Genomic DNA, 20,390 nt, shown 5'->3' with positions numbered 1-20,390 from the left:
CAGCCGCGCGCCCGCCGCTCACCGGGTGAGCCCTCCGCCGCGCCCGCCGAGGGCGAGGTAGACGTCCTCCAGGCTGGGGGTGGCGAGCGAGAAGTCCTCCAGCGCCGCGAAGGCCGGGCCCTGGGTGACGGCGGCCACGGCGGCGCGCGCCTCCTCCGGCGGCAGGCGCAGCGTCCAGCGCCTGCCGGCCACCTCGGCGCGGGCGCGGAGCGCGCGGAGCGCGGGCTCGGCCAGGGGTGGCAGGGCGGGCACCGCGTCCTCGCGCCAGACCAGTTCGAGCCGCACGGCCGCGCCGACGAGCTCCTTCAGGCCGCCCGGGGTGTCGCAGGCGATCACCCGGCCCGCGTCGAACACGGCGACGCGGTCGAGCACGGTCTCGGCCTCGCTGACGTTGTGGGTGACGAGGAGCACCGTGGTGCCCTCCTCGGCCCGGCGCCGGTCGAGCGCGGCCCACACCGCGCGCCGCGCCACGGGGTCCATCCCTGCGGTGGGCTCGTCCAGCACGAGCACGGGCCGCCGGCCGGCGAGGGCGGCGGCGACGCAGGCCAGCCGGCGCTGCCCGCCGGAGAGCCGCTTCAGCGGGCGCCCGGCGAGCGCGGTCAGGCCCAGCTCCTCCAGCAGCGCGTCGCGCTCGCGGCGGGCGGCGGGGGCGTCGAGGCCCCGCAGCCGGGCGGTGGTCTCGGTGGCGAGGGCGACGGTCAGGTCGTCCAGGGCCGTGGATTCCTGGCCGAGGTACGCCAGCAGCCGCGCCGCGTGCCGGGGGTGGCGTACGAGGTCGTGGCCGAGCAGCGTGACGCTGCCGGCGTCGGGGCGCAGCAGGCCGGTGACCTGCCGGACGAGGGTGGTCTTGCCCGCGCCGTTCGGGCCGAGGAGGCCGAAGATCTCGCCGCGCGCGACGCGGAGGCTGATGCCGTCGCTGGCCAGGGTGGGCCCGGTGGCCCGCCCGCGCCCGCGCGGGGCGGGGTACCTCTTGACCAGATCCCGCACGCTCAGGGCCGCCTCGGCGGGGGCGCCGCGCGCCGGGCTGCGCTGGGGGGCGGCCTTCGGCTCGGCCCGCGCGATGGAGGTGGCCACGGTCATGGAGCCTACGCGGGGCGCGGACCGGCCCGGACGCCGGGTCCCTGGCGGCGCGGACGCCGAGGACGCCTCGGACGCCGAGGAGGCCTCGGACGCCGAGGACTCCGAAGGCGTCAGGACGCGCGCTCGGCTCCCGTCCTGGCGTCCACCTCGCGCCAGAAGCCCGCCCGGATGGCGTACCGGTCCCGCTCGTCGATCTGGTCGTCCTTGTGTGCCAGCAGCCCGAACCGGGCGGCGTACCGCAGCAGTTCGCCGTCGATGCGGTGGGGGATGCGGGGGTACTCACCCGAGAGCTGGAAAATCTGCTCGCCGGCGGGGAGCCGCTCCGCCCAGCGGCGGGCGAAGACCTGGCCGACCTCGAAGGGGTCGCCGCTGACGGCGGTGATGTCCTCCTCGCGGTCGGCCCAGCGCTGCTCGGCGGTGGTGAGATGGGCGAGCATCGGCAGCGCCGCGATCGCCGGCGGCTCGGCGGGGGATCCGCGGTCCACCCAGCCCTTGTCGGAGGACCAGCGCAGCGTCGCGGTCGGCTCGGGGGCGGCGGCGCGGCTGCCGAGGGTGGCCAGGTCCTTGGGCGTGGGCACGGCCCGGCCGGCCGCGCCGGCCGCGTCCTTGGCGGCGCCGGGCGCGCAGTCGGGCTCGGCGCCGCCGCGGTGGGTGCCGTTCTTCGTCGCCGCGGGGTGGTCGTGCGGAGCGGCGGTCTCCTGCCGCTGGGAGGCGGCGGCCGGGTTCACCGGCGTCTCCGACAGCGGGGCGGAGAGGATGGCGGCGATCTCGGGACGCGGCGTTGCGTGGGGGGCGCCGCTGCCGGGCGTTTCGGTGAGCCGCACGGCCTGGGTGATCCAGGCGCGGTCCAGCACGCGGCGTTCGTCGGCCTCGGCGACGAGGTCCTCGGACTGGTTGTAGTCGCCGTCGGCGGCCTGGACGGCCCACAGGTGGACGGCGACGCCGTGCTCCTTGGCGGACATCAGGCCCGGCAGCAGGTCGCCGTCGCCGGTGACCAGCACGATGTCGGCGCAGGCGCGGTTGCGGGCGAGCTCGGTCAGCTCGGCGTGCATGGCGGCGTCCACGCCCTTCTGTGCCCAGCGGCCGTCGCTTCGGGTGAGGGCGCCGAGCCGGACGGTCACCCTGGGCATGACGCGCAGCCGCCGGTGCTCGGGCTGGGGCACCCGGTCGGGCGCGCCGTCGAACCAGTAGATCCGCAGCAGGTCGCACCCGGTGTCGGCCTCGGCGCGATCGCGCAACGCGCGGATGAGGGCGGCGTGATCGACGGTGATGCGCGGACGGGAGGGCTCCCCGGCGAGCAGGCTGGCCGCGGCGCCCAGGAGGTACCCGGCGTCCACCAGAACGACGCAGCGGTCCATGTTGCACCTCTCAATCGCCGGTCATTCGCCGGATATTCGTTGTTTTCGCGGGCGTTGCGCAGATACGTTTTCGTGACGCGTCCGGAACGTCTTCTTGAGTCTGCCCGACGGGGCCATTCTTATCTGTCCCAACTCGATCTTCGGCGTGGCGAATCAGCCGTCCGACTTGCCCGGAATGCGAACTATGCCGGGACGTGGCAGCCTGGTTGCCGAGGAGGCGATCATGGCCAAGAACAAGAACCGCGACCGACAGCAGTCCCCGTCACGCCAGTCCACCACCGACCGGCAGCCGTCGCGACCCGAGCCGCCGCAGGGGGCACCGACCCCGGCCGACATGCCGCGCAAACGCCAGCAGCGCCGGTTCGGCCACAACTGACCCGCGGCGGACGCCGACGCGACACGGGACGAGGGCGCACCCCGCAGCCTGGGGGTGCGCCCTCGTGGTCGTTGGCCAGTCGGTCCGGTCAGTCGGTGAATCCGTGCCGCTCATGCGCCGCCGCGAAGTACCGGGCATCGGCCATTTCGGACGACACCATCTCTCCCGCCGGCGCCCCCGCGTGGGCAATGTCCCATGCCTCCAGTACGCAGCGCAGCCGGTCCTCGAACGCGGCACCGGGAAAGTACTCCGCGAGCGCGTGCACGGCGTCCTGCCGCGACGCGTGCGCCTCGCGCACCAGAAAAACGGCCTTGGCGACCATCAGGGCATCCATGGCATCCCACCCTCAAAACGGCGTTGTGCTCTTCACTGAAGGTAGCGCCGCGTTTGCCCCGCTTTGGTAAAGCGCCGTTCATCATCGGGCTAAGGAACCCTCTGACCTCACCAACTCCCCCGCGTGAGCTGGGAGATGTCTCCGGCGGGCTCCCCTTCCGCGCCCCCTCCGCGCCGACGCGACGCGGCGTTATGCTGCTTTGCATACCGCACAGGCAGCGGCCTCCTCTGACGCACCCCATTCCCGGACATTTCCCGGAAGTTCCCGGAGGCCACGCCATGCCCTTCACCATCCGGCCGTTCCGCCGCGACGACCGCGAGCAGCTCACGGCCCTGGTCAACGCCCACATCGCCGCCGCCGTCCCCGGCCTGTCGGTCTCGGTCAACGCCGTGCTCAGCAGGCTCGATCGCGAGCCCGACGAGCCGCTCGTCGACCCGTGGGTCGCCGAGCGGGTCACCCTCGTCGCAGAGCAGCGGGCGCGGGTCGTCGCCGCGGCCCACGTCCGCCGCTACGGCGCGGGGCCGGAGGTGGCCCGTGCCTACCGCAACGCCGGTGAGATCCAGTGGCTGCTGTACTGGCCGATGGCCTCGGCCGGGGACGCGGACGCCGCTCCCGCCGCGCAGGGGCTGATGGCCGCCTGCCTGGCCCTGTTCGACCGCTGGGGCGTCGCCGCACGCTGGGCCGACGCCGAGCTGCCCGCGCCGGCGGCGTACGGCGTCACGGAGCAGTGGCCGCACATCGCCGCGCTCTTCCAGGAGTCCGGCTTCCGCCAGGAGGGCAACACCGAGCAGGTCCTCATCGCCGACGTCGCCGAGTTGCCGCGACCCGCCGCCGACGCCTGCGGCCTGGAGATCCGCCGCGTCCTCGGCGTCAACGGCACCCGGTTCACCGCGCTGACCTCGAAGGGCGCCGAGGCCGGGTACATCGAGATCGACACGACGATCCACGACACCGGCCGCTTCACCCCGCACGCCGGCTGGGCCGACATCGGCAACCTCGAGGCCGATCCCTTCGAGCCGGTCGCCACCGCGCTCCTCGCCCACGCCGCCGACTGGCTGCGCCTGGCGCGCGTCGACCGGCTCCTGGCGTACGCCATCCCCGAGGACGACGCCGACGAGCTGGCCCTGCTGCCCACCCTCGGCTTCCGCCACCTGACCACGATCCGGCGCGGCTGGGTTCGCGGAGGGGTGAGCGTGCCGGCCTGACACATGCGCGTATGCGGCCTATGCGGCGCATACGCTGATCAGCGGCTTATCGAGCGAAAGCTCCCGAGTGCGGATCTAGGCTGGAAGCAGCCGCCGGACACCAGCCCGGTGGGCACCGCTGTCCGGACGGAGGGTGGGCGCGTGGAGATGGCCGGCAAGCAGGACGCCGCCACTGCCGCGGTCGTCGTGGACCCGGACGGCAGGGTGAGCGGCTGGAGCGAGGGTGGCACCCTGCTGCTGGGCTGGACGGCGGAGGAGATCACCGGACGGCCCGTGACCGACCTGCTGGTCGATCCGCCGCCCGGCTTCCCCGAGAACTACGGCGCCGGCCTGGACCCCTCGGGGTCCATCCCCCTGCGCCACCGGAACGGTTCCACGCTGGACGCCGTGGTGACGGCGCACCCCCTGCGCGACGCCACCGGCCGCGTGGTGGGTCATGTGATGACCGCCCAGCCCTGGGGGCGTCGCCCGGTGGTCGCCGACCGGGCCTTCGAGCAGTGCCCCTTCGCTCTGGGCATCTACGACCCCGAGGTGCGGTTCCTGTGGGTCAACGCCGCCGCGTGCCGGGTGATGGCGCACTCCGAGGAGCAGGTGCTCGGTCACAACTACCGCGAGCGCTTCCCCGGGCTGGACGACGTGGAGTACACCGACGGGCTCGCCGAGGTGGCGAGGACGGGCGAGCCCGCGCGTCTGATCACCTACATCCGTCCGCTCGGCGACACCCACGCCCACGCCTGGGCCACCAGCATGTGGCCCGTGAAGGACGCCGAGGGGCGCGTCCGCGCGGTCGCCAACTGGGGGTTCGACATGAGCGCCGAGTACTGGGCCCGGCGGCGCCTGGTCCTCCTCAACGAGGCCAGCGGGGGCATCGGCCGGACACTCGACGTGATCGGCACCGCCCAGGAGCTGGCCAGGACCCCCGTGCCGGGGTTCGCCGACCTCGTCACCGTCGATCTCTTCGACGAGGTGCTGGGCGGGGAGGAACCGCCCTCCCCACCGGCGTTCACCCGCGAGGGCGCCATCACGCTGACCCGCGCCGCCCGGCACGGCGCGGCCGTGGACGGCGCGGCCGTGGACGGCGCGGACCAGGCCCCCGGCCCGCCCCCGGAGCCCGCCGCCCCGGTGACGGTGACCCACTCCCCCGGTTCCACCGCCGTCCGCTGCCTGGCCACCGGCAGGCCCACGGTGCAACTGGCCGCCGAACCCGGCCAGGGCGGCGAGTGGGGCTTCGGCCCCGGGCTCGCCGCCGACCCGGCCCACTGGCCGCCCGGCAACCCGCTGATCGACGAGTCCCTCGCCGCCGAGGGGCTGACCGGCCGGATCACCGTGCCGCTCCGGGCCCGCGACGCGCTGCTCGGCGTCGTCGCGTTCGCCCGCGGCGGCCGGCCCGAGACCTTCACCGCCGACGACCTGCTCCTCGCCCAGGAGCTGAGCGCCAAGGCCGCCGTCGCCATCGACAACGCCCGCAGGTACTCGCGCGAGCGCACCACCGCGCTGACACTGCAACGCACCCTGCTGCCGCAGCGGCTGCCGAGCCCGGAGGCGGTCGAGGTGGCCTCCCGCTACCTGCCCGCCGGGACCGGCGCGGGGGTGGGCGGCGACTGGTTCGACGTCATTCCGCTGTCCGGCGCCCGGGTCGCCCTGGTCGTCGGGGACGTCGTCGGCCACGGCCTGCACGCCTCGGCCAGCATGGGCCGGCTGCGCACGGCCGTGCGCACCCTCGCCGACGTGGACCTGCCGCCGGACGAGCTGCTCACCCACCTCGACGACCTGATCATCCACCTCGCCAGCGACCTCCAGGCCGCCGGAGCCGGCCGGACGAGCGGCGAATCCGGTGCCACCTGCCTGTACGCGGTCTACGACCCGGTCTCCCGCCGCTGCGCGCTGGCGAGCGCCGGCCATCCGCTGCCGCTGGTCATCTCGCCGGACGGCACCGGGATCCCCGTCGCCGCGCAGCCGGGACCGCCGCTCGGCATCGGCGGACTGCCGTTCGAGGCGACCGAGGTCGAGCTGCCCGAGGGCAGCCTGCTCGCGCTCTACACCGACGGGCTCGTGGAGAGCCGCGAGCGCGACGTCGACCAGGGAACCGCCGAGCTCCTCCGGGTCCTGAACCAGCCGGCCGCCTCGCTGGGGGCCCTCTGCGACACGGTGATGGACGCCATGCTCCCCGACCGCCGGACCGACGACGCCGCCCTGCTGCTCGCCCGCACGCACGCCCTGGCGCCCGACCACGTCGCCGACTGGGCCATCGCGCCCGACCCGGCGCAGGTGACGCACGCTAGGCGGCTTGCCCTCGAACGGGTCGACGCCTGGGGCCTGGAGGAGACGGCGTTCGTGACCGAGCTGGTCGTCAGCGAGCTGGTCACCAACGCCATCAGGTACGGCGAGCCGCCGATCAGGCTGCGGCTGATCCGCGACACCTCCCTGATCTGCGAGGTCTCGGACGCCAGCGACACCGCCCCGCACCTGCGGCGGGCGCGCGCCTTCGACGAGGGCGGCCGCGGCCTGCTGCTCGTCGCCCAGCTCACCGAGGGCTGGGGCACCCGGCACACCCCCCACGGCAAGACGATCTGGTGCGCGCAGACGCTGCCCGGGCCCGGGACGCCTTGAGCCACTACGTCCGCCCGGCGAGACCGGCCGACCGCGTCCCGACCGCGCCGGGGTGACGGCCCAGGCCCGGCACCAGCACCGCCGCGACGGCCAGGTGCATCGCCGCCAGCGACGCGCGGGTGCCGCCCGACATGCCCGAGCCGGTCAGCGGCAGGAAGGAGAGGGCGAGGACGGCGAGCGCGGCGGCGAGCCACACCCCGTGCGCCGCGCGCCGCGCGAACCGCTCCAGCACGGCGAGCAGGCCCCAACCGGCCAGCCCGGAGAGCAGGGCCACGGCGACGACCGGGACCGGCCCGATCGCCAGCGTCCGGTCCGCCGCCTCGTCGGTGATCCGCAGCCGCTCCCCGAGGAGCGGGTCGGCGATCGCCCAGACCAGCGCGGCGGCGAGCGCGGCGCCGAGGACGACGGCGAGTCGCCGGCGGCGTAGGCCCGTCACGCGCTCGCCCCGTGAAGGAAGACGTCCACCAGCTCCCTGGGCGTGAGCTCCGGGGTGTCGCCCTGGCGTGGCCGGGTGAAGAGCATCCCGAGGAAGAGGGCCGCGACCTGTTCCGCGGGCAGCCGCAGGCGGTCCCCGTCGGGCTCCAGCAGCTCGGCCAGGGCGGCGCGGATGCGGGCCATCGACTCCTCCCGGCCCACGCCGCGGGCCTCCCCGTCCGCCGCGCCCTCTCGGCGCCGGTAGCCGGAGGTGTGCAGCGATCCCACCACCGCGCCGATCCTGGCCATGTGGGCCTGAAGGGCCTCGAACGCCTCGGTCAGGCGGTCGGCCAGCGGCTGGTCGAGCGGGATGTCGCCCAGCTCGCGCATCACGTGGTCGGGGCGCAGCGCCTCGGCGACGCATGCGTCCAGCAGTTCCTCCTTGTCGGCGAAGACCCGGAAGATCGTGGCCTCCCCGATCCCGGCGGCCCGCGCGACCTTGCTCGTCGTCACGGCCGCCCCGTACTCCCCGATCAGGGGGATCGCCGCCTTGATGATCATCTCCCGGCGCTGCTCCGGGCTCATCCCCGGCGCCCGGCGTCGGGTCTTTCGTTCGTCGCTCATGCCGGTGACCATACGGAGTGAGCACTCACTCCGTCAATAGCGAGTGAGCACTCACTCCGTGCTCCTCCCTCCCTTCTCCTGCCCGACGCCGGCCGGGCCACCGGGCGACAGAACCCGAGCGGCGAAGGCCTCGATGGCGTTGACGACGGCTTCGAAGCGCAGCGAGTGGAACAGGTCGAAGGCGCGCTGCCCGCCCGGCAGTTCGGCGTAGACGACCGGCCGCGTCGACACGCCGCGCAGGCGTTCGGCGAGGAGCCGGGCGCTCTCGACCGGGACGACGGTGTCGCGGTCCCCGTGGGCGAGGAAGAACGGCGGCGCGTCCGGCCGTACATGGGCGAGGGGCGAGGTCCGCGGGTCCGTTCCGTCGCAGGGGCCGTAGTAGCCGCCCAGGCCGATCACCGCCGCGCGCTCGCCGCCGCTCTCCTCGCCGTGCCCTCCCCGGTGGCCACGCCGGCGGCGACACTGGGGGCGTTGCAGGTGGCCCGGCGCAGGCGCTTCCCCGTCGCGGCGGCCGTGGCGGCGGCGGGCGTCGCGGCCCACGTGGTCCAGGGACTGTGGCGGCCCAACCCCGGCATCTCCCTGGGCTGGTGGCTGCTGCTGATCCGCGCCGCGTACGGCGCGCTGCTCGGCTGGGGCGCGCTGGCACGCTCCCGCCGCGCCCTGCTCATCTCGCTGCACGAACGCGCCCTGCGCGCCGAAGCCGAGCAGGGCAGGCGGATCGCCGAGGCCCGCATGGCCGAACGGCACACGCTCGCCCGGGAGATGCACGACGTGCTCGCCCACCGGCTGACCCTGGTGGCCACCCACGCCGGAGCGCTGGAGTACCGCCCGGACTCCTCACCGGACCAGATCGCCCGGGCCGCCGGGGTGGTCCGCGCCGGGGTGCACCAGGCCCTGGAGGAGCTGCGCCAGGTCATCGGCCTGCTCCACCAGGAAGAGGGGGAGAGAGAGGCGGACCGCGCGTACGACGAGAGGGAACGGACGGCGCCTCGGCCCGCGCTGGCCGACCTGCCCCGCCTGATCGCCGAGGCGCGCCAGGCGGGCCAGCCGGTGCGGCTGCGCGACGACGTCACCGCCACCGATGCCGCCGCCCTCCCGGCGGCCGCCGCCCCGACCGCGTACGGCGTCGCCCAGGAAGCGCTGACGAACGCGCGCAAGCACGCCCCCGGCCAGCCGGTCGAGGTCGTGCTGCACGGCGCTCCGGGCACCCGCCTGCTGATCGACATCCGCAACCCGCTGCCCGCCGCGGAGCAGGACCCGATCGCGCCGGGCGGCGGCCTCGGCCTGGTCGGCCTCACCGAACGGGTACGCCTGGCCGGCGGGGAGCTGAACCACCAGGTCGCCGGCGGGCAGGTCCGGCTCCGGGCCTGGCTACCATGGCCCGCGTGATCCGCGTGCTGCTGGTCGACGACGACCCCATGGTGCGCGCCGGCCTGTCGATGATGCTGGACGGGGCCGCCGGGATCACGGTGGTCGGCGAGGCGGCCGACGGCCGGGAGGCCATCACCGCCGCCGACGCCCACGCCCCCGACGTCGTCCTGATGGACCCGCACATGCCGCGCGTGGACGGCATCACCGCCACCCGCCGGGCGCGCGCCCGCGCCCGCGCCCGCCGGAGGTGATCGTGCTGACCACCTTCGACACCGACGAGAACGTCCTCCACGCGCTGCGCGCCCGAGCCAGCGGGTTCCTGCTCAAGGACACCCCGCCCCCGCGGCTCGTCGAGGCGGTCGGCCGGGTCGCCGCGGGGGATCCCATCCCGTCGCCACGGGTCACCCGGCGGCTCATGGACCGCACCGCCACGCAGGCCGGCGCCTACGAGCGGGCCCGCGCCGCGCTGGCCGCCCTCACCCCTCGCGAACACGAGGTGGCCCTCGCGGTCGCCCGGGGCCGGGCGAACGCCGACATCGCCGCCGAACTCGCCATGGGCCTCACGACGGTCAAGGCCCACGTCTCCAGCATTCTCACCAAGCTCGGCCTGGACAACCGCACCCAGATCGCGCTCTCGCCCACGACGCGGGCCTGGCCTGAGCGACGCCGACCAACGCCCGGACGTGTGACGCAGATCACTCACCACTACGTCGAGCCACCGCCCGCATCCTGGCCGGAAAGGCCCGTAGTCCGGCGGCCTGACGGGGCTTCGAGCCCGATCTTCGGAGCCCGGGCACGGCGTTAGGGTGGAGCCCTCATCCTCCCCACCCGCCACCCGCGAGGAGCCGCGCCACATGGCTGACAGCTTCGTTCACCTGCACGTTCACACCGAGTACTCGATGCTCGACGGTGCTGCGAAGAACAGCAAGCTGTTCGCCGAGGTGGAACGCCAGGGCATGCCCGCCGTCGCCATGAGCGACCACGGAAACATGTTCGGGGCCTACGAGTTCTACGACACCTCCAAGAAGACCGGGGTCAAGCCCATCATCGGCATCGAGGCGTACGTCGCGCCCGAGTCCCGCTACACCAAGAAGCCCGTCTTCTGGGGGCCGGGCGGCAAGCGGGCCGTGTCCGACGACGGCGAGGGCAGCAAGGACGTCTCCGGCGGCGGCCGGTTCACCCACATGACGATGTGGGCGAAGAACGCTCAGGGCCTGCGCAACCTCTTCCGGCTCTCCTCCCTCGCCTCCTTCGAGGGGTACTACGGCAAGCCCCGCATGGACCGCGAGCTGATCTCGCAGCACGCCGACGGAATCATCGCCACCACCGGCTGCCCCTCGGGCGAGGTGCAGACCCGCCTCCGCCTCGACCAGTACGACGAGGCGGTGAAGGCCGCCGCCGCCTACCAGGACATCTTCGGGAAGGAGAACTACTTCCTGGAGCTGATGGACCACGGCCTCGACATCGAGCGGGACGTCCGCGAGGGCCTGCTGCGCATCGCCCGGCAGCTGGGCATCCCGCTGCTGGCCACCAACGACTCCCACTACGTGACGGAGGACCAGGCCGACGCCCACGACAGCCTGCTGTGCGTCGGCGTGGGCAAGACCAAGGCCGACCCCAACCGCTTCAAGTTCAACGGCTCGGGCTACTACATCAAGACCTCCGAGCAGATGCGGGAGCTGTTCCGCGAGCTGCCCGAGGCGTGCGACAACACGCTGCGGGTCATGGAGATGGTCGAGTCCTACGAGGACGTCTTCACGTTCGTCGACCAGATGCCGCAGTTCGACGTGCCGGAGGGCGAGACGCAGGCCAGCTGGCTGAGGAGGGAGTGCGAGAAGGGGCTGAAGGAGCGCTACGGCGACGATCCCGCACCCGAGGTGCTGGATCGGCTGGAGACCGAGCTCAACGTCATCACCCCGATGGGCTTCGACTCCTACTTCCTCGTCGTCTCCGACATCTGCAAGTACGCCCGCGAGAACGGCGTCCCCGTCGGGCCCGGCCGCGGCTCGGCGGCCGGCTCGCTGGTGGCGTACCTGACCCGCATCACCGACGTCGACCCCCTCCAGCACGGCCTGCTCTTCGAGCGGTTCCTCAACCCCGAGCGCGTCAACCCCCCGGACGTCGACATCGACTTCGACGACCGCCAGCGCGACGTCATGGTCCGCTACCTGAGCGAGAAGTACGGCACCGAGTACACCGCCCAGGTCAACACCTTCGGCACCATCAAGGCCAAGGCCGCCGTCAAGGACGCCGCCCGCATCCTCGGCTTCCCCTTCTCCATGTCCGACCGCATCACCAAGGCGATGCCGCCGGACGTGATGGGCAAGGGCATCCCGCTGTCCGGCATCTTCGACCCCGAGCACCCGCGCTACAGCGAGGCGGCCGAGGTCCGGCAGATGTACGAGAACGAGCCGGACGTGAAGAAGGTCCTCGACACCGCGCGCGGCATCGAGGGCCTCACGCGCGGCACCGGCGTGCACGCCGCCGCCGTCATCCTCTCCCGGACGCCGCTGCTCGACCTGGTCCCGATGCACCGGCGGGACAGGGACGGCGTGATCATCACCGGCTTCTCGTACCCGCAGTGCGAGGAGATGGGCCTGATCAAGATGGACTTCCTGGGTCTGCGGAACCTGGGCGTCATCGATCACGCGATCCAGCTGGTGAAGGGCAACCGGGGCATCGACATCGACACCGGTGAGATCCCGCTGGACGACAAGAAGACCTTCGACCTGCTGGCGCGCGGCGACACCCTCGGCGTGTTCCAGCTCGACGGCGGCCCCATGCGGGCCCTGCTGCGGCTCATGCAGCCCGACCGGTTCGACGACATCTCCGCCGTCCTCGCGCTGTACCGGCCGGGCCCCATGGGCGTCAACTCCCACACCAACTACGCGCTGCGCAAGATCGGCCAGCAGGAGATCGAGCCGATCCACCCGCAGCTGGAGGAGCCGCTGCGCGAGGTGCTGGAGCCCACCTACGGCCTGATCGTCTACCAGGAGCAGGTGCAGAAGGCCGCGCAGATTCTCGCCGGGTACTCGCTGGGACAGGCCGACCTGCTGCGGCGGGCCATGGGCAAGAAGAAGCCCGAGGTGCTGGCGAAGGAGTTCGTGCCCTTCCAGAAGGGCTGCCGGGAGCGCGGATACTCGGACGAGGCGATCCAGGCGGTGTGGGACGTGCTGGTGCCCTTCTCGGGGTACGCCTTCAACAAGTCGCACACGGTGGCGTACGGCATGGTGGCGTACTGGACGGCGTACCTGAAGGCGAACTACCCGGCCGAGTTCATGGCCGCGCTGCTGACCTCCACCGACAACGACAAGGACAAGACCGCGATCTACCTGGCCGAGGCCCGGAAGATGGGCGTGCGCGTGCTGTCCCCCGACATCAACGAGTCGGTCGCCGACTTCTCCGCCGTCGGCGACGACGTCCGCTTCGGCCTCCAGTCCGTCCGCAACGTCGGCGCCAACGTCATCGACGCCCTGGTCAAGACCCGCAAGGCCAAGGGCAAGTACACCTCCTTCTCGGACTTCCTCGACAAGGCCGAGATCGCGGTCTGCAACAAGCGCACCATCGACTCCCTCATCAAGGCCGGCGCCTTCGACTCCCTCGGCCACACCCGCAAGGGGCTCTGCGACGTCCACGAGACCGCGATCGACTCCGTGCTGCCCGTCAAGAAGCAGCAGGCCATCGGCCAGGACGACCTCTTCGGCTCGCTCGGCGGCGGCGGGGAGGACGACAACGGCTCCGGCATCGGGCTCGACTTCGAGATCAGCGAGCAGGAGTGGAACCGCAAGGCCAAGCTCTCCCTGGAGCGCGAGATGCTCGGCCTGTACGTCTCCTCCCACCCCCTCGACGGCGCCGAGCACATCCTGGCCCGCAGCCGCGACACCTCCATCGCCGAGCTGCTCGCCTCCGGCCGCACCGAGGGCGAGGTGAAGCTCGCCGGGCTGATCACCGGCATCGACCGGCGCATCAACAAGCAGGGCGACCCGTGGGCGATCGTCTCCCTCGCCGACCGCGACGCCAGCCTGGAGGTGCTGTTCTTCCCCAAGTCCTACGCCCTGGTGCAGCACGAGCTGATCGACGACAACGTGATCTCCGTCCGGGGGCGGCTCAACGAGCGCGACGGTGCCATCAGCGTCTTCGGCCAGGAGCTGGCCGCGCTGGACATCTCCGCGGCCGAGCACGGCGGCCGGCCGCCGGTCGTGCTGGTGCTGCCCGAGCACCGCATCACGGAGGCGGTCGTGGGCGAGCTGAAGCGCACGCTGCGCGCGCACCCGGGCGACTCGCCGGTGCGGCTGAAGGTGGAGGGCCGGGAGAAGACGACCGTGTACGAGCTGGGCTTCCTGGTCAATCCGGAGAACATCGCCTCCGACATCAAGGGCAGCTTCGGCCAGGCCGCCTGGGCCGGGATCGCGGCGTAACGCGTACCGCCTGCGGCGGGCCCGCGGCACGCCTCCCGGATTCCGGGGCAGCGCGGGGCTCGGCCCCGTGCTGCCCCGGCGTGATCCGGGCGAAGCACCGGCAACGCGAGTCGGCCGCCGGGCGCCTGGCCTCGCCGAGGACGCCGTCCCGCCCGGCGACGTCCGGCGACGTCCGGGTGCCGGCCGGGCGGCGGATCGGCACGACGCGCACGCGCGGCCCTGCGGAAGGCACGGGACAGGCGCGCCGTACGGCCCACCTCTTCTGCCTCTTATGCCTCCTTGACGGGGGGCATGGCACACTCGGCCCGATAGGCGCGAGAGGAAGGTCAGTCGTGACGGGGATGCGCGTGGCGCGTGCGGCGGTCTTCGCCGCGCTCTGCGTCACGCTCTCCGCGGGCGCCCAGGTGCTGCTCTCCGGCGCCCCGCTGCCGTTCGCCACCGTGGCGGTCGTCGGCGTCGCCGTCTTCCTCCTCGCCCTGGCCCTGGCGGGGCACGGCCCGCGACGCTTCGCGCACATCGCGGCGGTCCTGGTGCCGCTGCACCTGGCCGCCGACACGGTCTTCACCACCGGGCAGTCCTCCTGCTACGGGCCGGGCGGCGGCCCGGTGACCGGGCCGCTGCGGATCATGGGCGTCGACCTGATGTGCTCCGGCGGCGACCTCGGCTCACCCCTGACGGAGTCGCTCCAGCACCCCGCCGCGCCCTGGCTGCTGCTCGCCGCCCACCTCGTGGCCGGCCTCCTCGCCGCCGCCTGGCTGGCCTGCGGCGAGGCGGCGCTGGCCCGGCTGATACGCGCGGCCGTGGCCACCGCCTTCCGGCCGCTGCTGGTCGCCGTCGCCGCGCTGCGCCCCAACGCCGCGGCCACCGCCGTCACCGTGCCCGGCCGCGCGCGCCGGGCGTCCGAACGCCGGCCGGGGCCCGCGCTGCCGCTGCTGTTCCACTCCGTCGTGCGTCGCGGTCCGCCGACGCGCCCCGCGCTCGCTTCCTGAGCGCTGAGCGCGACCGGCACCGCACCACCCCCACCACCACGACGCACGGACCACGAACGGAGACACCCCACAGCCATGAGCAAGCGCAACTCCCAGGAGGCCAAGAGAGCCGCCCGCGAGCGGCTGCGCGCCGAGCGCGAGAGCCGCGTCCGGCGCGAGAAGATCCGCCGCCAGGCGATCGTCGGCGGCACCGTGCTGGCGATCCTCGCCATCGTCGGCGGCATCGGCGTCGCCCTGGCGGGCATGGGCGACGACGGAGGCGACGACGCCACCGACTGGACCGCCGTGCGCGACCAGGTGGACGCCGCCGGCGCCGACGGCACCAACGCCGACGCGTTCCCGACAAAGCCACCGGCCAACACCAGCGGCGAGGACGGCCTGACCATCCGCGTCGGCGACGAGGACGCCGACCACACCCTCACCCTCTTCGAGGACCCGCGCTGCCCGGCCTGCGCCTCCTTCGAGCAGACCATGGGCGAGAACGTGCGGCAGGGCATCGAGGACGGCACCTACCAGGTCGAGTACGTCTTCGGCACCTTCATCGACAGCAACGTCCCGGGCACCGGCTCCAAGAACGCGCTGAACGCCCTGGGCGCGGCGCTCGACGTCAGCACCGAGGCGTTCCTCGACTACCACGACGCGCTGTACTCGCTGGAGAACCACCCCAGCGAGTCCGACGACGCGTTCGGCGACGACGAGCGGCTGATCGAGATCGCGCAGGAGGTCCCCGAGCTCCGCGACAACCAGAAGTTCGAGGACGACGTCATGAACAGCACCTTCGCGTACTGGGCGCTGCGGATGTCGGACACGTTCGACAACGACCCGGAGGTCACCGCCACGCCGGCGCTGAAGTGGGACGGCGAGGTCGTCGACACCCCGCAGTCCGCCAAGGCGTTCGACGCGATGGTCGAGGAGAACACCAGGTAGCCGACGGCCAGGCAGCCCGTCAGCCAGGCGAGGCGGCGGCGGAGTCGATCTCGGCGAGGAAGTCGAGCGCGATGGACCAGGTCCGCTCCGCCGCCTCCGCGTCGTGATCCGGCAGCTCGGCGTGCGTGTACAGGTGCCCGGCGCCCGGGTAGCGGAACACCTCGACGTCCGCGCCCGCCTTGCGCATCCGCAGGTACCAGGCGCTCAGCCAGTCGTGCGTCTCGAAGGGATCGGGGTCGGCCACGTGGAGCTGCACCGGCAGGCCGTCCGCGCTGGCGTCGTCCGCGAGGTCCGAGGTGCCGCCGACCAGCAGCAGCCCGCGGGCCCGCTCGTCGCCGAGCGCGATCGTCTGGGCGAGCGCCGCGCCGAGTGAGAAGCCGGCGTAGACCAGGCCGGCGTCCGAGTGGGGCGCGCTGGCGGCCACGGCCCGGCGCAGCAGCTCGTCCCGGCCGATCTCGTCCTTGATCTCCCTGCCCTCCTCGACGCTCCGGGCCGTTCTCCCGCCGTACAGGTCGGGCACGATGACACGGTGCCCGGCCGCGCGCATCCGCCCGGCGGCGTCATGAACGCCCGCGGTCGGTCCGTACACGGAATGAAAGAGCATGACATCGGTCACGGCACGGAATCGCCTTCAGGTGATAGCCAGTGGTAGGCATCATCCTGCCAGGGTGGGTTCCGCCCGGTGTCGCGCGAGCGAGGAGTGAGAGACCCATGGACGACGTCCTTCAGCCGGCCGCGGTGATCGGCGGCACGATATCCCTCACCGTGATGATCGGCTGGCTGATCGACCGGGCGCTGTGCGCCGCCGACCGGCGGCGCCCCGACACCGAGCTGTGGGGTCTGCTGCGCCGCTGCCAGCTCCCGCTCCAGGTGCTGCTGGCCTCCTCGGCCGTGCGGATCAGCTACGCGGCGTTCAACGTCGACCTGCGCGAGGACGACGTCATCAAGAATGTGCTGGCCACCGTCACCCTCACCGCGGCCGTGTGGCTGGCGATACGGGTGGCGGGCGCGGTCGCCGAGAGCACCCTGGGCCGCTACGAGTCCCGCACCACCGACCAGGCCCGGGTGCGGCAGTTCCGCACCCAGCTCGTCATGATCCGGCGCGTGGTGACGACCGTGCTCGCGGTGGTCGCCGCCGCCGTGGCCATCCTGATCGTCTTCCCCGACCTGCGGACGCTGGGCACCTCCCTGCTCGCCTCCGCGGGCGTCATCGGCATCATCGCCGGCGTCGCCGCCCAGTCGATGCTCGGCAACCTCTTCGCCGGGCTCCAGGTGGCGTTCGGCGACTCGGTGCGGATCGGCGACACGGTGGTGGTCGACGGCGAGTGGGGCACGGTGGAGGAGATGTCCCTGGCGTTCCTCACCGTGCGCATATGGGACGACCGGCGGCTGACCATGCCCGTCTCCTACTTCAACAGCAAGCCGTACGAGAACTGGTCGCGCGGCGGGCACCAGATCACCGGCACGGTCTTCTTCTACCTCGACCACGCCACGCCGGTGCCCGAGATGCGGGAGAAGCTGCACGAGCTCCTGCGGAGCCGGAGGGAGTGGGACGGCCGTCACTGGGGCCTGGACGTCACCGACACCACGGCGTCGACGATCGAGGTGCGCGCCGCGATGTCCTCGCGCAACGCCGACGACGTGTGGACGCTGCGCTGCACGGTCCGGGAGGAGCTGATCGCCTGGCTGCGCGACCACCACCCGTACGCCCTGCCGCGCGTGCCGACCTCCCCTGCCGCCGTGCGGCACGAGCCCGAGCCCGGGCCGGGGAAGGAGCCGGGGCCGCCGGCGGAGGAGGCGCTCAGGAACTCGCGTCGCGCAACGCCATGAGCGCGGCGCTCAGGTCCGCCGGGTAGTCGCTGCCGAAGGTGGCCCAGCGGCCGTCGGCGGGGTGGGCGAAGCCGAGCCGCACCGCGTGCAGCCACTGCCGCGTGAGCCCCAGCCGCCCGGCGAGCACCGGGTCGGCGCCGTAGGTGAGGTCGCCGACGCACGGGTGGCGGTGGGCGGCCATGTGGACACGGATCTGGTGGGTGCGGCCGGTCTCCAGCCTGATGTCGAGCAGGCTGGCGGCGCGGAACGCCTCGATCAGGTCGTAGTGCGTGACGGCGGGCTTGCCGTCGGCGGTGACGGCCCACTTGTAGTCGTGGTGCGGGTGGCGGCCGACGGGTGCGTCGATGGTGCCCCGGAGCGGGTCGGGATGGCCCTGCACCAGCGCGTGGTACCGCTTCTCCACGGTCCGCTCGCGGAACTGCTGCTTCAGCCGGGCGTATCCCGGCTCGGACTTGGCGACCACCATCAGGCCCGAGGTGCCCACGTCCAGGCGGTGCACGATGCCCTGCCGCTCGGCCGCGCCGGAGGTGGCGATGCGGTAACCGGCCGCTGCCAGGCCGCCGATGACGGTGGGGCCGTTCCAGCCGGGGCTGGGGTGCGCGGCGACCCCGACGGGCTTGTCGACGACCACGAGGTCCTCGTCGTCGTGGACGATCTCCATGCCCTCCACGGGCTTGGCCACGACCTGGACGGGCGCGGGCGGCGGCGGCATCTCCACCTCCAGCCAGGCGCCGCCGGTCACGCGCTCGGACTTGCCGACGGCGGCGCCGTCCAGCCGGACCTTCCCGGCGGAGGCCAGCTCGGCGGCCTTGGTGCGGGAGAAGCCGAGCATCCGGGCGAGAGCGGCGTCGACGCGCTCGCCTTCGAGTCCTTCCGGTACGGGCAGCGTGCGGGTCTCGGGAAGCGTGCTCACCCGTATGAGTATGTCAGCTGGGAGTGAGGGGTCAGTCGCGGTGGACCGAGCCGTCGGGGTCCAGGCCGCGGAAGGAGAGCAGCACGATCAGGATGCCGCCGCAGACGATGGCGGAGTCGGCGAGGTTGAAGACCGCGAAGTAGCGGGGCGCGATGAAGTCGACGACGTGCCCCTCCAGGAAGCCGGGGGCGCGCAGCAGCCTGTCGGTGAGGTTGCCCAGGGCGCCGCCGAGCAGCAGCCCGAGCGCGATGGCCCACGGCGTGCTGTACAGCTTGCGCGCCAGCCGGATGATCACGACGATCACGATGGCGGCGATGCAGGTGAAGACGATGGTCAACGCCTCGCCCACGCCGAAGGCGGCCCCGCCGTTGCGCACGGCCTCGAAGCGCAGCCACTGGCCGATCACGTCGACCGGCTCGCGGTGCTCCAGCCACTCGACCACCATGATCTTGGTGACGAGGTCGAGGACGTACGCCAGTGCGGCGACGCCGACCAGCACGGGGATCCTGCGCGCCCGGCCGGCCGCCTCGGGCACGTCCTGGTCCTCGGGGGACTCTCCGGGTGACTCGTCGGGGGACTCGATGGTCGGCTCCGCCTCGCTGCTCACGGGATGAGAGTACGACACAGCAGTGCGATCACCGGAAATCCCTTAGAAACGGCGTTCCTGCCTCTGCTTGCAGTCGACGCAGAGCGTGGCCCGGGGGAACGCCTGCATCCTGGCCTTGCCGATGGCGTTTCCGCAGCTCTCGCAGAGGCCGTAGGTGCCGGCCTCCAGGCGCTGCAGGGCGCGTTCCGTCTGGTAGAGCACCTCGCGGGCGTTCGTGGCCAGGGCCATCTCGTGCTCGCGGGTCACGTTCTTGGTGCCGGTGTCGGCCTGGTCGTCGCCGGCCCCGTCGCCGGAGTCGCGCATCAGCCCGCTCAGCGCCTTCTCGGACGCGGAGATCTCGGCGCGCAGCCGCTCGGCCTCGCCGTGCAGCCCGGCGCGGGCCTCGGCCACCTCCTCCTCGGTCCACGGTTCCTCGCCGGACCGCACGGCCAGGTCGCCGGGGGCGGCGGGAGCCGCCGTACGGGCCGGTGGTACCGCCGCGGCCGACCTGTCCGCCGTGCTCTTCTTCGCAGCCACCTTCTTGGCTCCTGTCTTCCGGGCCGTGCTCTTCCTGGCCGCTTGCTTCGTCGTCTTCACAGCCTTCTTCGCCGCCTTCTTCCCGGCCGCGCCGGCGGTCGCGGCGGCGGGCGCCGCCGCCGTCTCCTCCGCGGCCCGCTGCGCGGCGTCCTCCTCCGCAGGGGCCGCTCTTGCGGCGGCCCGCTTCTCGGGCGCCGCCCGGCCCGTGGCCGCCTTCTTCGCCGTGGGCGTCTTCCTCGCCGCCCGCTTCGCGGCGGCCTCCTCCCGGGCGCCCTCTCCCTGCGCCACCTGCCGCCCGGCGCCGCTCTCCTCGGCGGCGGGCTTCTTCGCCGGGGTCTTCCTCTTCGTGCCCGGCTTGGCCGGGGCGGGGCTCGTGCTCTTGGCCGTCTGCTTCGTCCTCGGCCTCGCCGCCGCCTTCGTCGTCGCGCTCTTGGCCGTCTTCGCCGTCTTCGCCGTCTTCGCCGTCGTCTTCGTTGTCTTCGCCGCCTTCTTCGCACCCGGCTTCGCCGCGCCCTGTGGTTCGGCCGCCTTCTTGCCCCGCCGGGCGGCCGTGCCGGCCGCCGAGGCCGCCTTCTCCTTCTTCGCCCTGCTCGCTGCCGTCGCTTTCTGTGTCGCTCTGTTCGCTGCCGGCTTGTTCACGGCGGTCTTGCTCGCCACCATGGCGGCGGCCCCTTCACATATTGTGATCTTGCTCGCGAATCGTGACCGGAACGATAAATCGACCGCGAGCGTGCGGCAACGAGGGCGCGCCGGTCTGCCTGCGTTGTGCCCCGCGCGGCCCTTCGCATAACCGCTCGGGTAACCGGTCGTTCCCCGTC

19 protein-coding genes and 1 pseudogene are annotated in these 20,390 nt (G+C 73.2%); 10 read left to right on the top strand and 10 right to left on the bottom strand.

The genetic code is table 11. From position 1 onward, the window contains the following. Positions 1–18 precede the first annotated feature (18 nt). Both ACTWQH_RS23425 and ACTWQH_RS23420 read right to left on the bottom strand, forming a co-directional pair. The gene (locus tag ACTWQH_RS23425) at positions 19–987 is read right to left on the bottom strand and encodes an ABC transporter ATP-binding protein (protein ID WP_443288693.1); all 969 of its coding nucleotides are present in this window, start codon (positions 985–987) and stop codon (positions 19–21) included. Positions 988–1,190: 203 nt separating this feature from the next. After that, positions 1,191–2,438, bottom strand: a complete 1,248-nt coding sequence (locus tag ACTWQH_RS23420) for an NYN domain-containing protein (RefSeq protein ID WP_443288676.1) — start codon at positions 2,436–2,438, stop codon at positions 1,191–1,193. Positions 2,439–2,661: 223 nt separating this feature from the next. On the opposite strand from ACTWQH_RS23420, the gene ACTWQH_RS23415 reads away from it, so the two are divergent. Next, entirely contained in the window at positions 2,662–2,814 is a 153-nt protein-coding gene (locus ACTWQH_RS23415) for a hypothetical protein (protein WP_443288675.1), read from the top strand. Positions 2,815–2,902: 88 nt separating this feature from the next. Here the strand turns inward: ACTWQH_RS23415 and ACTWQH_RS23410 are convergent, their stop codons facing one another. Then, a complete protein-coding gene (locus tag ACTWQH_RS23410; RefSeq protein WP_443288674.1) occupies positions 2,903–3,148 on the bottom strand; it encodes a hypothetical protein in 246 nt (81 codons plus the stop codon). Positions 3,149–3,426: 278 nt separating this feature from the next. Here ACTWQH_RS23410 and ACTWQH_RS23405 point away from each other — a divergent pair, with 278 nt between their 5' ends. Both ACTWQH_RS23405 and ACTWQH_RS23400 read left to right on the top strand, forming a co-directional pair. Continuing rightward, the gene (locus tag ACTWQH_RS23405; protein ID WP_443288673.1) at positions 3,427–4,353 is read left to right on the top strand and encodes an N-acetyltransferase; all 927 of its coding nucleotides are present in this window, start codon (positions 3,427–3,429) and stop codon (positions 4,351–4,353) included. A 147-nt stretch (positions 4,354–4,500) separates the two neighbouring features. Then, positions 4,501–6,963 (top strand): SpoIIE family protein phosphatase, encoded by a 2,463-nt coding sequence (locus ACTWQH_RS23400; protein WP_443288672.1) that lies wholly within the window; start codon positions 4,501–4,503, stop codon positions 6,961–6,963. Positions 6,964–6,967: 4 nt separating this feature from the next. On the opposite strand, the gene ACTWQH_RS23395 is transcribed toward ACTWQH_RS23400, so the two are convergent. The 3 genes from ACTWQH_RS23395 to ACTWQH_RS23385 all read right to left on the bottom strand — a co-directional run bounded on the left by ACTWQH_RS23395 (position 6,968) and on the right by ACTWQH_RS23385 (position 8,400). Next, entirely contained in the window at positions 6,968–7,399 is a 432-nt protein-coding gene (locus tag ACTWQH_RS23395; protein WP_443288670.1) for a DUF6069 family protein, read from the bottom strand. Further along, positions 7,396–7,938, bottom strand: a complete 543-nt coding sequence (locus ACTWQH_RS23390; protein ID WP_443288692.1) for a TetR/AcrR family transcriptional regulator — start codon at positions 7,936–7,938, stop codon at positions 7,396–7,398. Before ACTWQH_RS23390 ends, ACTWQH_RS23395 begins: the two co-directional genes overlap by 4 nt. Before the next feature lie 114 nt (positions 7,939–8,052). Beyond that, positions 8,053–8,400 carry an alpha/beta hydrolase gene (locus ACTWQH_RS23385; RefSeq protein ID WP_443288669.1) on the bottom strand — a complete coding sequence of 116 codons (348 nt, stop codon included), beginning with the start codon at positions 8,398–8,400 and terminating at the stop codon, positions 8,053–8,055. A gap of 30 nt (positions 8,401–8,430) precedes the next feature. On the opposite strand from ACTWQH_RS23385, the gene ACTWQH_RS23380 reads away from it, so the two are divergent. The 5 genes and pseudogenes from ACTWQH_RS23380 to ACTWQH_RS23360 all read left to right on the top strand — a co-directional run bounded on the left by ACTWQH_RS23380 (position 8,431) and on the right by ACTWQH_RS23360 (position 15,706). After that, entirely contained in the window at positions 8,431–9,390 is a 960-nt protein-coding gene (locus ACTWQH_RS23380; protein WP_443288668.1) for a sensor histidine kinase, read from the top strand. Beyond that, positions 9,378–10,032, top strand: a pseudogene (locus ACTWQH_RS23375) (response regulator). The gene ACTWQH_RS23380 and the pseudogene ACTWQH_RS23375 overlap by 13 nt, the downstream one beginning before the upstream one ends. Before the next feature lie 194 nt (positions 10,033–10,226). Continuing rightward, entirely contained in the window at positions 10,227–13,790 is a 3,564-nt protein-coding gene (dnaE, locus tag ACTWQH_RS23370; RefSeq protein WP_443288667.1) for a DNA polymerase III subunit alpha, read from the top strand. Between the two features lie 341 nt (positions 13,791–14,131). After that, positions 14,132–14,779: a hypothetical protein gene (locus ACTWQH_RS23365; protein WP_443288691.1), complete on the top strand. Its 648-nt coding sequence runs from the start codon at positions 14,132–14,134 to the stop codon at positions 14,777–14,779. A 75-nt stretch (positions 14,780–14,854) separates the two neighbouring features. Then, positions 14,855–15,706, top strand: a complete 852-nt coding sequence (locus ACTWQH_RS23360; protein ID WP_443288666.1) for a thioredoxin domain-containing protein — start codon at positions 14,855–14,857, stop codon at positions 15,704–15,706. Positions 15,707–15,725: 19 nt separating this feature from the next. On the opposite strand, the gene ACTWQH_RS23355 is transcribed toward ACTWQH_RS23360, so the two are convergent. After that, complete coding sequence (locus ACTWQH_RS23355) at positions 15,726–16,310, bottom strand: dienelactone hydrolase family protein (RefSeq protein WP_443288690.1); 585 nt, start codon at positions 16,308–16,310, stop codon at positions 15,726–15,728. Positions 16,311–16,417: 107 nt separating this feature from the next. Here ACTWQH_RS23355 and ACTWQH_RS23350 point away from each other — a divergent pair, with 107 nt between their 5' ends. Beyond that, positions 16,418–17,536, top strand: coding sequence for a mechanosensitive ion channel family protein (locus tag ACTWQH_RS23350; protein ID WP_443288665.1), 1,119 nt, complete (start codon positions 16,418–16,420; stop codon positions 17,534–17,536). Here the strand turns inward: ACTWQH_RS23350 and ACTWQH_RS23345 are convergent. The 3 genes from ACTWQH_RS23345 to ACTWQH_RS23335 are packed head-to-tail and all read right to left on the bottom strand — an operon-like array spanning position 17,508 to position 19,572. After that, a complete protein-coding gene (locus ACTWQH_RS23345) occupies positions 17,508–18,449 on the bottom strand; it encodes an RluA family pseudouridine synthase (RefSeq protein WP_443288664.1) in 942 nt (313 codons plus the stop codon). The two genes, ACTWQH_RS23350 and ACTWQH_RS23345, sit on opposite strands and share 29 nt — an antisense overlap. Positions 18,450–18,480: 31 nt before the next feature. Then, positions 18,481–19,056 carry a signal peptidase II gene (lspA, locus tag ACTWQH_RS23340; RefSeq protein WP_443288663.1) on the bottom strand — a complete coding sequence of 192 codons (576 nt, stop codon included), beginning with the start codon at positions 19,054–19,056 and terminating at the stop codon, positions 18,481–18,483. Positions 19,057–19,098: 42 nt separating this feature from the next. Next, positions 19,099–19,572 carry a TraR/DksA family transcriptional regulator gene (locus ACTWQH_RS23335; RefSeq protein ID WP_443288662.1) on the bottom strand — a complete coding sequence of 158 codons (474 nt, stop codon included), beginning with the start codon at positions 19,570–19,572 and terminating at the stop codon, positions 19,099–19,101. Between ACTWQH_RS23335 and ACTWQH_RS23330 the strand changes: the two genes are divergently transcribed. After that, positions 19,553–20,362, top strand: coding sequence for a hypothetical protein (locus ACTWQH_RS23330; protein ID WP_443288661.1), 810 nt, complete (start codon positions 19,553–19,555; stop codon positions 20,360–20,362). The two genes, ACTWQH_RS23335 and ACTWQH_RS23330, sit on opposite strands and share 20 nt — an antisense overlap. The last annotated feature ends 28 nt before the right edge of the window (positions 20,363–20,390 follow it).

The organism is Streptomyces sp. 6N223, from assembly GCF_052246635.1.
Classification (GTDB): domain Bacteria; phylum Actinomycetota; class Actinomycetes; order Streptomycetales; family Streptomycetaceae; genus Streptomyces.
Note: the sequence above shows the minus strand (reverse complement) of the source record. Positions and strands in the feature narration are given on the sequence as shown.